9 protein-coding genes are annotated in these 13,027 nt (G+C 61.5%); 2 read left to right on the forward strand and 7 right to left on the reverse strand.

Features of this window, described 5'->3' with window-relative positions; translation table 11 throughout:
- Window positions 1-128: 128 nt before the first annotated feature.
- Window positions 129-776 (forward strand): AAA family ATPase, encoded by a 648-nt coding sequence (locus ACI3L3_RS15245; protein ID WP_404846008.1) that lies wholly within the window; start codon window positions 129-131, stop codon window positions 774-776.
- Window positions 777-848: 72 nt separating this feature from the next.
- Here the strand turns inward: ACI3L3_RS15245 and ACI3L3_RS15250 are convergent, their stop codons facing one another.
- The 5 genes from ACI3L3_RS15250 to pspA form a co-directional block, all read right to left on the reverse strand.
- Window positions 849-2,990, reverse strand: coding sequence for a methyl-accepting chemotaxis protein (locus ACI3L3_RS15250; RefSeq protein WP_404846009.1), 2,142 nt, complete (start codon window positions 2,988-2,990; stop codon window positions 849-851).
- Between the two features lie 601 nt (window positions 2,991-3,591).
- A complete protein-coding gene (locus ACI3L3_RS15255) occupies window positions 3,592-5,739 on the reverse strand; it encodes a methyl-accepting chemotaxis protein (RefSeq protein ID WP_404846010.1) in 2,148 nt (715 codons plus the stop codon).
- A gap of 253 nt (window positions 5,740-5,992) precedes the next feature.
- On the reverse strand, window positions 5,993-6,466 hold the full coding sequence (pspC, locus tag ACI3L3_RS15260) for an envelope stress response membrane protein PspC (RefSeq protein WP_404846011.1): 474 nt from the start codon (window positions 6,464-6,466) through the stop codon (window positions 5,993-5,995).
- Window positions 6,447-6,701, reverse strand: coding sequence for a hypothetical protein (locus tag ACI3L3_RS15265; RefSeq protein WP_404846012.1), 255 nt, complete (start codon window positions 6,699-6,701; stop codon window positions 6,447-6,449). The genes pspC and ACI3L3_RS15265 overlap by 20 nt, the downstream gene beginning before the upstream one ends.
- A gap of 6 nt (window positions 6,702-6,707) precedes the next feature.
- Entirely contained in the window at window positions 6,708-7,421 is a 714-nt protein-coding gene (gene pspA / locus ACI3L3_RS15270) for a phage shock protein PspA (RefSeq protein ID WP_404846013.1), read from the reverse strand.
- 186 nt (window positions 7,422-7,607) lie between these two features.
- On the opposite strand from pspA, the gene pspF reads away from it, so the two are divergent.
- Window positions 7,608-8,624: a phage shock protein operon transcriptional activator gene (pspF, locus tag ACI3L3_RS15275; protein ID WP_404846014.1), complete on the forward strand. Its 1,017-nt coding sequence runs from the start codon at window positions 7,608-7,610 to the stop codon at window positions 8,622-8,624.
- 554 nt (window positions 8,625-9,178) lie between these two features.
- On the opposite strand, the gene pruA is transcribed toward pspF, so the two are convergent.
- Window positions 9,179-12,202 (reverse strand): L-glutamate gamma-semialdehyde dehydrogenase, encoded by a 3,024-nt coding sequence (pruA, locus tag ACI3L3_RS15280; protein WP_404846015.1) that lies wholly within the window; start codon window positions 12,200-12,202, stop codon window positions 9,179-9,181.
- Window positions 12,203-12,238: 36 nt separating this feature from the next.
- The gene (locus tag ACI3L3_RS15285) at window positions 12,239-12,718 is read right to left on the reverse strand and encodes an Lrp/AsnC family transcriptional regulator (RefSeq protein ID WP_404846016.1); all 480 of its coding nucleotides are present in this window, start codon (window positions 12,716-12,718) and stop codon (window positions 12,239-12,241) included.
- Window positions 12,719-13,027 lie beyond the last annotated feature (309 nt).

Below are 13,027 nucleotides of genomic sequence, written 5' to 3' on the forward strand. Positions count from 1 at the left end.
GGATGACAGAAACGGCCCCAACCGCGACGCAGGAGCCGCCCAACATCCCGTCATGCTTTGACAAAGCCTTCCACCCGTGCCTAGGGTTTCAAGAACACCTCTACCACCCACCATGACGGGAGGCCCGCATGAAAATAGCGATTGCTGGCAAAGGCGGCGTAGGCAAATCCACTGCGACGGTGTGGCTTGGAGACTGGCTTGCCAGACAGGGCAAAGAGGTCCTGCTGGTGGACGCCAACCGTCCGCTCCTGTTGCGGCGCCTCAGCCGCCCCCTTCCCCGTGTGCATGGCGCAGAGCCGCAGCGGCCTCGCCTTGTCGTTGAGCCAGTCACTCCCGAATGGGATGCCCTCCGCGCCCCTTCCCAAGAACGCGTTGTGCTGCTGGACCTTCCCGGCGGCGTCAGCGGCCTGAGCGCCGAGCGCTGCGCCCTGCTGGACGCCCTGCTCATCCTCACCGAACCATCACGCGTCAGCCTCTGCATTGCCGAACACATCGCCCGCTTTGCGGCGCAATACGGCCTTAGCGACGCTGTCCTCGCCGTGAACCGCGCCGCGCCCGGCACCGTGCTGCCCGCGCAGCCGGATTTGCCGGAACTCCCCCCGTGCGTCGGCACATTTCCGGTTCTGGATTCCCTCACGAGCCGCCAGTTCGACACCATGTCCGTCCTTTGCCTGCCCGAGCAACGCCTGCTGGACAGCATCTGCTCGCGCATTATGGCCGCGCTGCGCCACAGCCGCGAACCCATCGCGGAGAACGCGCCACTGCCCGGCACCTAACAGCCGCACAACGCAAAACAGCCCCCATGACCTTGGCCATGGGGGCTGCTGCGTACTGCTTACGCGGGGCTATCAGCCCTGCGTGCTGTCGTTTTTCAAGTCCTGAATAAGGGACGCGAGCTGTGAGGACTGCTGCGCCATCTCGCGCAGGGCGATCACCGTTTCCTCAATGCTTTGAGCGGTGTCCTGCGCAATCTGGTGCACCTCTTCGATGGAGCGGTTGATTTCCTCGCTGGCCGAGGACTGCTGCTCCGCCGCTGTGGCGATGCTCTGAATCTGCTCCGCGGAGCGCTCCGCACCGTCCACAATGGTGCCCAGCACCTCGCCGGATTCATTGGCGAAGGTGACGGCTGTGTTGATGTCCTTTTCCGCATTGTCCATGGACGTGACATTGCTGTCCGCCACCTTCTGGATGGACGAAATGGTCGCGCCCACTTCCTTGGTGGCGTTCATGGTCTTTTCGGCCAGCTTGCGGACCTCGTCGGCAACTACGGCAAAGCCGCGCCCCGCATCGCCCGCGCGCGCCGCCTCAATGGCCGCGTTAAGCGCCAGCAGGTTGGTCTGGTCCGCAATGTCCTCAATAACGTTCATGATGCTGCCAATGGAACGCGCCTGCTGGTCAAGGTCGTTCATGGCCACGCGCAGGGCCTCGGTCTGCCGTTTGCTGGTCGCCATGGCGTCAATGGCACTGGTCACCACGGCCTGTCCCTTTCTGGCCTGCTCACGGGCCTGCTTGCCTTGATCCGCCGCGAAGCCCGCATTCTGGGCGACTTCCAGCACCGTGGCGTTCATCTCCTCCATAGCCGTGGCCGTGGCCTGAATGCGGCTTTTCTGCACGTCGGTGCCCTTGCGGACTTCCTCGGACTGCGCGGAGATTTCCTCCATGGCGGTGGAGATGCGCTCCACAACCTGCTCCAACTGGCTTGCGGCCTGCATCATGCCTTCGGACTTGGCGCTTTCAGCCTTTTTGCGGGCTTCTTCGGCCTCCAGCATGGCCTTTTCCGCCTGCGCCGACTTCTCGCGCGCCACATTCATCTGGCGCTCAATGTCCGCAATGTTCTGCTGCATCTTTGTCGCCATGGCGTTCACGGCGCTCTGCATCTGGCCCACCTCGCAATCCGTTGCGGCGTCAAGGCGGGTGGACAGGTCGCCCTCGGCAATGCGGTTGACGGCGGTTGCCGTATCATGCAGCGGACGCGCAAGGCGTCCGGCCAGCAGCCACAGCACCACCAGCGCAAGGGCAAGGCATCCGCCGCCAATGAGCGTGGTCTTGAGGGCCATGGCATTGGCCTCGGCGTAGACGCTGGCTTCATCAATGGCGACGCCAACGGTCCAGTACGAGCCGGTTTTGCCCATCTCCACGGGGACATAGATGTGCAGCTTGCCGCCCCGGAAGAAATGCACCGTCTCGCCCGCGTGGGTCTGCTTGAGAATGGCGCTTCCACGCTCCTCAACATCGGCAAAATTTCTGCCGATGACGCCGGTCTGCCCCGTCCGCCCGGACACAAGGCCCGTATGCGTCACAAAGGTCACATCGGCCTTCTGCCCAAAGATGGCAATGGAGTTGGCCAGCTCCTGCAGAAAGTTGGCCGTCACATCCACACCCGCTACGCCAATGGTCCGGCCATTGACGCTGATGGGCGCGGCGATGGTCACAATGGTTGTGGTTTGCCCGTTCACCGTGGCGCGCACAGGATTGACAATGGTCTCCGCCGCGCGCCTGCGCGTGACGGTGTACCATCTGGCGCGCTCCAAATCGCCCTTAATGGGCGCAAGGTGCACGCCGCCGGAGCGCGTCCAATACGGGGCAAATCGCCCGCCGGGCTGCGTTCCGGGCGCATCCGCCGTGGCGTCCATGCCGTCGAAGGCATCTGGCTCCCACGCCGAGCGTACGCCCATGAGTTCATCGTTTCGAACAAGCAGCTCACGCTGCATGCTCACCACCTGCCCGCGCAGGGGGTGGCCTTCCGGAGAGCTGGTGTAGCCTTGCAGCATCTGGGCGAGCCCGCGCGCAAGGTCCAGTCCCGTATCAATGCGTCCCTTGATGCCAAGCGCCTCAATATACGCCTCTTTGGACGCCGTGTGGATGGCGTTTTCAAGCGCCATGCCCCGCGACATAGACGTCGCGTAGGCAATGACCGCAATGAGGGAAGCAATCATGCAAAGGCCGGAGAAGAAGAGGATCTTAGCCTTGATAGAATGAAACGAAAACACGCTGTCCTCCTAGGGAACTGCGGATTTCACCGCGCAGTGAGTCCACCGCCCGTGGCGGGGACGCGCGCAAGTACAAGCGCCGCGCAGACGCGACGCTTTGGCTGGTGTGGGCTGCCCCACAATCACAGAGACCTCATGACAAACGGCAGGCATGCCCTCTGGTGGTGTACGGCTCCACCAGCATGCCCGCCATCCTCCTCCGCATTCCCTTGACTGCGCCAGCATCATCCGCCGCCGCTTCCCCTTCCCAAGTGCTGTTGGCCGTGACACCGGCCGCGTAACGGGTACGGCCCGCCACACCCCACTGCCACGTGGAACAGAAAAGCACCGCCACCACGTTTCCCTCACTGGCGACGCTCTCCCGCATACTGCATATGCCTTGGCACTATTGTGGAAGACGAAGCGCGCCGTGGCGCACCGTCAAAAGAATGGCGCAAAATCCATACGCTTTTTGCAACTGGCAAGGCCCCTCTGCCCTTCACCAGCCGCACTGCATACGGCTAACGCGTCGCGCAACATATAAAATCCTATTTCAAACCGCAAATAAAAAGCCCCGCACCTTTTGCGCGGGGCTTTTCTGTTCTGCGCCAAGCTGGGGGCGCTACTTTGTCGCGTCGTCCTTGAGTTCCTGAATCAACCCCAGCAGGTCCGAGGTCTGCTGCGCAAGCTCGCGCAGGGCCTGGCTGGATTCCTGAATATTTTCGGATGTCTCTGTCGTGATGCGGTTAATCTCCTCCATGGACTGACTAATCTCATCACTGGCAGCGGACTGCTCCTCCGCCGCCGTGGCAATGCTTTGAATCTGCCCGGCCGAGGCTTCCGTCACTTCCACAATAGCCTTGAGCGCCTTACCGGACTGGTTAGCCAAATCCACGGCCTGCTCCAAGTCCTCCGCGGCCTTTTCCATGGAGGTCACGTTGGCTCCCGCCACTTCCTGAATGGCGCGGATGGAGTCGCCAACTTCCTTGGTGGCGGTCATGGTCTTTTCCGCCAGCTTGCGGACTTCATCCGCCACCACGGCAAAGCCGCGCCCCGCCTCGCCGGCGCGGGCGGCCTCGATGGCGGCGTTCAGGGCCAACAGGTTCGTCTGGTCCGCAATGTCGTCAATCACCACCATAATCTTGCCGATGTCCTGCGCGCGTTCGTCAAGGTGCCCCATGCTCTCGCGCAGTTCCTCGGTTTGCTTTTGCGTTACGGACATGGCCTCGATGGACCGGTCCACCACCTGCGCGCCCTCAAGGGCCTGATTCTTGGCGTCCATGCCCTGCTCGGCCGCACTGCTGGCGTTTTGGGCCACTTCCAGCACGGTGGCGTTCATCTCTTCCATGGCCGTGGCCGTGGTGGCGATACGCTCGCGCTGGGTATCCGTGCCCTGCCGGATGGCGTCGGACTGGGCGGATATCTGCTCCGTGGCTGTGGAGATGCGCTCCACCACGTGCTCCAGCTTGTCCGCCGCCTGCAACATGCCCTCGGCCTTGGCGCGTTCGGCCTGCGCCTTGGCCGCGTTGGCCTCTTCCGTCGCCTTTTCCGCCTGCACGGTCTTTTCCTGCGCCAGCTTCATCTGGCTTTCAATCTCTGCGATATTCTCGCGCAGCTTGGCGGCCATCAGGTTCACCGCCCCCTGCATCACCGCGACTTCATCCGTACCGCGCGGATGCAGCTCCACATCAAGGTTGCCTTCGGCAATGCCGTTGACCACGTTCGACGTTTCAACGATGGGCCGGGCAAGGTACCCGGCGATGACCCACAACACCGCCAAGGCGGCGATCAAACACACAAAGCCGATAAGCGACGAGCTGCGCGCCATGGCATTGGCCTTGGCATAGATGAGCGACTTGGGCACCGCCACGTTGACGGCCCAGTAGCTGTCGCTGTGACCAAAGGCCATGGGCACCACAAGGTTTAGGTCGCCATCGTCAAACATATGGTACGGCTTGCCTTCGCGAACCTTCTGCATGAGCGCGTCGGCGTCCTCGGTGATACTGCTGAGCTTTTTGCCCGCCAAATCGGGCTTGCGGCTCTTAGCGGTAATCATGCCGTTGTTCGCGATAAGCGTCACGTCGGCAGGCTCGCCCAAAATATTCAGGGAGTCCGCAATATCCTGCAAAAAGTCCACACTCAGGTCCGAGCCGACAACAGCCACGGACCGGCCATTCAGCTTCACCGGAACGGCAAGGCTAACCACCATCACCTGCTTGCCGCCAATCTCATACATGGATGGCGGGAGCACGGTCTCCTCTCCGGAATTCAGCGGACCAGCGTACCATGAATTCTGCGAAGGATCTTCGTACGTGTTGCAGGGTTCCAGATGCAGGCCACCGACCTTATTCCAGTACGGAACAAAACGGCCCGTGCTGTCGTGCCCTTCATCAGCATTGACGAACTGGTCGTCCATGCCATCCAGGGCGTTTGGTTCCCACACGGTCCATACGCCGAGGACGTCGTCATACGCCCCGGCAACGTTGCGGATCATGCCATTAAGCACATCGCGCGAGGGAACAGGCCATGTTTGTTTCACGCCTTGAAACGACACCGCAAGGTCCCGCGCCGCGCCAATGGCGGCGTCGAACCGCCCCTTGATGCGCAAGGACTCAGTTGTCGCTTGATTGCGCGCCACGGTCACCGCTGTCTGCAGCGCCCTGTCCCGCGCCGTGTAGGTCATGTAGCCGATGACCACCAGAAACGACGCAACAAGGCAGGTGCCTGCCGCCATTACGATCTTGCCTTTGATTGACCCAAAACCGATCACGTTCGCCTCCTCGTTCCGATCCGCGCATGGCGGGCAGGCTGTCCACTCGTTCCGGCCCCATCCCAGCAGGTGCCTTTCACCCGTGCCGGAGCACGCGGGTGTCAAAGGCCCTCATCTTTTCCGTACATTTTGCCACCTTAATGGCAACGGGCCGACGTTTCCGGCACACCGGAAAATCCACCCAGCCCCGATATTAGCACAAAAAAAAGGACACCCCTAGGGTGTCCTTCGTTCTCTGCTGCACTTTGGCGCACTATTTTTCGCGCATGCGCCGTTCCCACTGATAGTCCGACGAGGTCACATAGTCCTCCGCACGCCTAAGGCGGCGCTCCAACCTGTCGAACTGCTCCTTCAGCCTATGCAGGGCAAGGGAGCGCGAACGGGAGTAGGAGTCGTAAAACTCGCGCTCCGTCGGTGAATTCACAGGGACCACAGGCTCCATACGCATCACCAGCGCCGCAAGGAAGTACAGAAAAACTCCGGGCCACAAGCCCGTAAACAGCACCGTCAGCACCGTGAAGAACCGCAGCCAAAAGACCGAAATATCAAAGTAATTCGCCACGCCCTGGCACACGCCAAGAAAGATGCCCCGCCGCGAGCGGTACAGTCCCCGGACCTCACGCCGTGGGCGCTCGCGCCAGCCATCCCATCCGCGCCCGGCGGAGCGGGCACCAGGGCCGCCGCCGCGGCCGCGACCTTGGCCGTTCTTATGCATTCTTGCGCGCATCGCGGTTCCCCTTACTTTGCCCCTCCTGCTCGTAGAGGAGGGTTTCCAGTACGTCCATGCGTTCCTCCAGCCGGTTGAGGCTGGCGAACATTTCCTGAATCATCCGCGTTTCGTCCACCTGCTCCTGCGGCTCACTGCGCGAAAACGCCCCGTGGAACAATTTGCCAAGGATGAAGATGATGACCAGCACCACCACAAGGGGCAAGAGGATGATCCAGAATCCGATATGATGCATTGGCGTCTATTCCTTTTCTCCCGCACCGCTCGGGCCGGGCTGTTCGTCAGTGTCCGTGCCGGACGGATGTGCGGCCTGTTTCAGCCGGGCCAATTCCGCCTCGATGCTATCGTCTTTTTCCCAAACTGCAAACTCGTCCTCAAGGGATACCTGAGCCTTGGGAATGGACAGCTCGGCTTCGGCTTCCAGCCTGTCAATGCGGCTCTCGAACTTGTCAAAGCGGACCATGGTGTCCTGCTTATTGGCGCGGTCCAGCGTATGCCCCGTGCGCTTGCGCTCCGTGGCGCGCTGGTGGCGCTGCACCAGCAGGCGCTGCTTTTCGCGCGCGGCGGTCAGCTTGTCCTCCAAGCGGGAAATATCCTCGCGCGACTGGGCAACCATGGTCTCAAGGTGCGCGGCCTCATCCTCCAGCGAATCAAGGCGGCCCTGCCACAGGTTCTTTTCCTTCAAGGCCTCGCGGGCGAGGTCGTCGCGTCCCTTTTCCACGGCCATGGTGGCGCGCTGGGTCCACTTCTCCACAACGGCGCGCACTTCATCAAGCTCGCGCTGCAGCGTTGTGCGGTCCGCCATGGTCTTGGCGCACGACGACTTCAGCTCCACCAGCGTCTCCTCCATCTCCTGCACCATCAGGCGGATGAGCTTTTCCGGGTCCTCGGCGCGGTCCAGAAGCGAATTGAGATTGGAACTGACGATATCTTTAAATCTGCTGAATACACCCATGGTGTCCTCCTGTTGTGGCTTACAGTCTTGTTGCCCACCATAAAGCATTGGTCGTGCCAATCACCACACAATCCTGCAAACACCTGCAAAAACTCACTTTTCACCCTCTTGCATCCCCGCGCAATGTGCGGCACAATTGTGCAGATTTTATCTAATCGCACCATAATCTGCACAAAAGGACCACATATGGCGGCCACAGCGTCCCTTGAAATCATCGGGCAGTCCGACAGCTTTCTCGCCTTCATGGAGCAGCTTTCCCGCGCCGCGGCCGTGGACCGTCCTGTGCTCGTCGTGGGTGAGCGCGGCACAGGCAAAGAACTCGCCGCGCGGCGGCTGCATTACCTCTCCCAGCGCTGGGAGGGGCCTTTTGCCACACTCAACTGCGCCGCCCTTGCGCCGTCGCTTTTGGAGTCCGAACTGTTCGGGCACGAGGCCGGAGCCTTTACCGGCGCCGCCGGACGGCGCATGGGACGCTTCGAGGCCGCAGACTCCGGCACCCTCTTCCTTGACGAAATCGGCAACATGCCCCTCACCGTGCAGGAAAAGATTCTCCGCGTCGTCGAGTACGGGCAATTCGACCGCGTCGGCGGTACCGCGCCCGTGTCCGTGGACGTGCGCATCATCGGCGCAACCAACGTGGACCTGCCCACGCACGCCGCAGACGGCAAGTTCAAGCACGACCTCCTCGACCGACTCAGCTTCGAGGTGCTCACCATCCCGCCCCTGCGCGCGCGAAAGGACGATATTCCCGTCCTTGCCCAGCACTTCGCCCGGCGTATGGCTATTGAACTGCACACCGCACAGCCCGCCTTCACCACCGAAGCCATGGACGCCCTGCTCGCCCACCACTGGCCCGGAAACGTCCGCGAACTCAAAAACGCCGTGGAACGCGCCGTCTACCGCGCCGACAACGGCGTCATCCCCGGCATCACCCTCGACCCCTTCGCCTCGCCCTACAGGCCAAAGCCCCGCGCCGACGCCGCACCGCCACAAGCCCCAGTTCCCGACAACGTGCCAACACCCGGCCCCGCCACAACGCCAGACACCCTCCCCCTCAAAGAGGCCGTCCGGCACCTCGAACGCACACGCCTGCAAACAGCCCTCGCCCAATCCGCCCACAACCAACGCCGCGCCGCCGCAGCCCTTGGCCTGACCTATAACCAGTTCCGAAACCTCTACAGGAAATATAAGGACGAAATGTGAAGGGTGGGCCGAAGACAAAGCATGCCTCCGGCGACTTTAGCGCTTTGCCCGTTCGGCCTGAAAGGACGAAGGGCTTAGGGATAAAGATAGCAGAGCTGGTTAAGGAAATAATTTCCTTAACAATCCTTAGAATTTTCTGGGCGGAAGCCGCCCAGAAAATAAGAGTTGATGGTGGAACAAAGACAGTGCCGATCTTCTTTGACGTACAGGTTTGACGATGCACGAATTCAGCGTCCTCGTTTCACCGTGTCAGCCGTCAAGGCCCCCCAACCCTCTCATATGCCAACATCCAATCTCTGCGTAGCCCCCAATTTACGCCAAACGACCTCTCACCCCATCCCCCCACAGCGCCCAAACACTACCCCCCTCTTTTCAGGGCGGCTTCCGCCCTGAAAAGCCTGAGGATTCTCAAGGAAATCATTTCCTTGAGCCGCCGGAGGCCCCAAAACGACAAACAAAAAACGCAAAAAGCCCCCGCCATAACGACGGGGGCTTGCTGTCCTGTACCACCACAACCACGCGGCGCATGGGGACGCGGTTGGCTGCGCGATGCGCTAAATCCAATCGTCGTCGTCTTCGATGGGCGCGAAGCCTCGGCGCATGGTGTTTTCTGTGACGGTGTAGGGGTCCATGAACTGCACGAGGTAGTCGGGGCCACCGGCTTTGGAGCCGATGCCGGACATGTTGAAACCGCCGAAGGGCTGGCGCTCGACGAGGGAGCCGGTGCAGTTGCGGTTGAGATAGAGGTTCCCGACGGCGAATTCGCGCCGAGCTTTTTCGAGATGCTCGGGGCTGCGGCTAAAGAGTGCGCCAGTGAGGGCGAACTTGGTGGAGTTGGCCCACTCGATGGCTTGGTCGAAGTCCTTGGCCTTCATGACGGCGAGCACAGGGCCGAAGACCTCTTCCTGCGCAATGCGATGTTCTGGTGTGATGCCGTCCACGATAGTGAGGGGCACGTAGCAGCCCTCGTCCACGCTGGTGCCGGATTCGCCTTTTTCGGAGGGCATGCGGGAGAGCAAAACGTTGCCTTCCTGCCGCGCGAGTTCGATGTACTCCAGAATGGACTGCTGGGCGGCCTTGTCCACGACGGGCCCCATACTGCACGCGGGGTCTTCGGCGGAACCGAGCTTGAGGGAGCGCGCGGCCTCGACGAGACGCTGCACGAAACGGTCGTAGATGGGTTCCAACACGATGACGCGGGAACAAGCCGAGCACTTCTGCCCCTGAAAGCCAAAGGCGGAGTAGATGACGTGGGAGACGGCCTCGTCCAGTTCGGCGTCGTCGTCGATGATGCAGGCATTCTTGCCGCCCATCTCGGCGATGACCTTCTTGCACTGAATCTGGCCGGGGGCGGGCTTGGCGGCGTGCTGCATGATATGCAGACCAACCTCCATGGAACCGGTAAAGGCAATCATGCCGATGTCGGGATGCCCGACGAGATGGTCGCCCATGACGGAACTGCGGCCCGGCACGTAGTTGAAAACACCGGCGGGGATGCCTGCTTCCTTGTAAATGTCCACAAGGCCGTGCCCGATGACGGACGACAGGCCCGAGGGCTTGTAGAGCACGCAGTTGCCGGTGACGATGGCGGCGGAGGTCATGCCGACGGAAATGGCGAGGGGGAAGTTCCACGGCGCGATGACGGCGGCAATGCCCTTGGGCCGGTACTGATAATGGTTCACCTCGCCGGGGGCGCGTCCTACGCGGCGGGGCTGGCCAAGGCGCAGCATCTCGCGGGCGTAGTATTCGAGGAAATCGATGGCCTCGGTGACGTCGCCGTAGGCTTGATCCCACTGTTTGCCCACCTCAAGGACCTGGAGTGCGGAGAGGTCGAAAATGCGCTGGCGGGCGATTTGCGCGGCCTTGAAAAGATACTCCGCGCGCTCCTCGGGGGCCTTGGCGCGCCATGCGGGCAGGGCGTCCTTGGCGGCGGCGATGGCGCGGTCCACTTCGGCTGTCCCAGCCTGACAGACGTGACCGATGATTTCCGAGGTCTTGGCGGGGTTGTAGGAGTCGAGGGTTTCGCTTGTCTCGACGTCCTCGCCGCCAATGTAGAGCGGATAGGTCTGCCCGAGGTTCTCGCGGATGCGGGCCGTAGCGGCGGGGAACGCCTCGCGCGAGCCGGGGATGGTGAAATCGACGTTGGCTTCGTTGGCGAAGCGGTCGCCGTCGTCACAGGCGGGTCGCGCGGCGCAGGTTTCACGCTCGCGCTTGGCCGTGACTTCGGGGTCTTCCAGCAGCCGCTCCATCTGCGCGCCATTGGCAAAGCTCTGGCGCAGGAAGGAGTCGTTGGAGGTATTTTCCAGCAGACGGCGGACAAGATAGGCCATGCCGGGGATAAGTTCGCCGTAGGGGCAATAGAGGCGCACACGCCCGGCCACGGCAAGCAGGCCCTTTCGCACGGGTTCGGCCATGCCGTAGAGCACCTGAAATTCGTACCTGTCGTCGGCTACGCCGAGTTCCTTGGCGGTTTCCATAACGGCGGCGATGGTGCGCACGTTGTGCGAGGCACAGGCAAGGCGGCAGATGTCGCTGTTTTCAAGCACGGTGCGGGCGTTGCGCTCGTAGGCGGCGTCGGAGTCGGCCTTGATGGTGTAGACCGGCACCTCCCAGCCCTGCTGCTTGGCGCGGACGGTCTCGTAGTCCCAGTACGCGCCCTTGACCAGCCGCAGCGTGATGGGCAGCTTTTCGGTGCGCGCCCAGGCGACCATACCCGTCACATCGTCGTCGGTGCACTTGAGGTAGGTCTGCAGTACGAGGGCGAGGTGCGGATAATCGCGGAATTCCTCGCTGCTGCGCAGGCGTTTGTACACCTCGATGGTGATGTCCTTGTAGTCGAGGGATTCCATGTCGATGCACATGGCCCCGCCCATCTCTACCACGCGGCGGTAGACGGGGATAAGACGGCGCAGAATGCCGTTGACCGTACCCTCAAAATCGCGCGGCTTGGACTGGGAATAAAATGCGGTGAGTTTCACGGAGAGGTTGATGATAGGCTCGCCGCCCCAGTCCAGATCGCCGGACGCGTCACCAAGGGGGGTGAACTTCTTGCGCACCTCGGCAAGGCTCTCCAGCAGGTCCAGATGCTCCTGCATGCGGGCTTCGGATTCGGCCTCGCTGACGGTGGCTTCACCAAGGATGTCGATGGTGAAGGCGAAGCCGTCCTTGCGCAGTTTGTGCAGGTTTTTGACGGCTTCTTTGGCGTCCTGCCCGATGATGAACTGCCGCCCCATTCTCTCAATGTTCTTGGAGATGGCCTTGGCCATGAAGTTGCCGCCCAGCTTGCCCACGACGCCGGCGCCCTTGAGCCCCAGCTTCATGACCGGAGGCATGTCGCCGGACTCGGTGGCGAAGTACTCATGGATGTGCCGGTTCAGCGACTCGCTGGTGTGCAGGCAGGGCAATACGTCTACGAACCGGAACAGACTGACCTTGAAGTCCTCGTCCTTCATGCTCCAGTCCATGACCTTGCCGGTCCACCATCCCTTATTGAAGATGGACGGCGCCTCGCCGCTGATGGCCTCGAAGAACTCCTTGCCTCGTTCGATGATTTTCCGTTCCAGTTCAGGCGTACTCATCCGTGGCGCTCCTTGAGAGAAAGGTTGTGCGAGCTCCTATATGTCTTCGGGGGAACCGCCAAGGGGCAGTTCCAGAGTCTCCTTGACTGTGGTCAGTACGATGGTGGAGCGCGTATCGCGCACGGTGTCCACCTGGCCGATGCGGCGCAGCAACTGCCCAAGGGCGGCGGTATCCGCGACGCGCACCTTCAAGAGATAGCAATCGTGCCCGGCGGTATGGTGCACCTCCAGCACTTCAGGAATCTTTGCCAGCTCCTCACCCGCGCGGGTGGAGCCGACGCCCTCCTCGGAGCGGACAAAGGTGAACGCGGTAAGCCCCTGCCCGATGGCCTTGGGGTCCACGCGGGCCTCATAGCCCTGCACCACGCCGCTGGTCTCCAGCTTGCGGATGCGCTCCAGCACGGCGGAGGGTGCCATACCGATTTGCCGCGCTATTTCTGCGTTGCGAACGCGGGCGTTCTGTTGCAACGCGTTGATTATCTTAATGTCTACATCGTCGAGTTTCTTTTTTGCCATGATGTGCAGAATGAAATTCGATTCACAGCTATGTGTCAAGAATAAAATTCTTTGTGAAAAGCAGAACCCAAACAAAACGTCAGTATATGGACACCAAAACGGTCATTTATTCATGGGCCGCTCACATACATAGCGCGCCACACCATCTACCAAAAGCGCCGCGTGCGGACCATAAAGACGCAAGGCACTGCTCTGCTGCGAGAAGTTCCTTCACCCATCGCGCACAGTCCGACCCTCAAAACACACACCACCTGCAAAAGCCTGGCACTACACAAAAAAGCGGCGCCTCCCCGAAGGAAGACGCCGCAT

It is taken from the genome of Desulfobaculum sp. SPO524, from assembly GCF_044987625.1.
Taxonomy (GTDB): Bacteria; Desulfobacterota; Desulfovibrionia; order Desulfovibrionales; family Desulfovibrionaceae; genus Desulfobaculum.

Coding starts and splice junctions, on each gene's coding strand:
- ACI3L3_RS15245 (WP_404846008.1), top strand. CDS start 129: ATGAAAATAGCGATTGCTGGCAAAGGCGGCGTAGGCAAATCCACTGCG.
- pspC (WP_404846011.1), bottom strand. CDS start 6,466: ATGCGCGCAAGAATGCATAAGAACGGCCAAGGTCGCGGCCGCGGCGGC.
- ACI3L3_RS15265 (WP_404846012.1), bottom strand. CDS start 6,701: ATGCATCATATCGGATTCTGGATCATCCTCTTGCCCCTTGTGGTGGTG.
- pspA (WP_404846013.1), bottom strand. CDS start 7,421: ATGGGTGTATTCAGCAGATTTAAAGATATCGTCAGTTCCAATCTCAAT.
- pspF (WP_404846014.1), top strand. CDS start 7,608: ATGGCGGCCACAGCGTCCCTTGAAATCATCGGGCAGTCCGACAGCTTT.
- pruA (WP_404846015.1), bottom strand. CDS start 12,202: ATGAGTACGCCTGAACTGGAACGGAAAATCATCGAACGAGGCAAGGAG.
- ACI3L3_RS15285 (WP_404846016.1), bottom strand. CDS start 12,718: ATGGCAAAAAAGAAACTCGACGATGTAGACATTAAGATAATCAACGCG.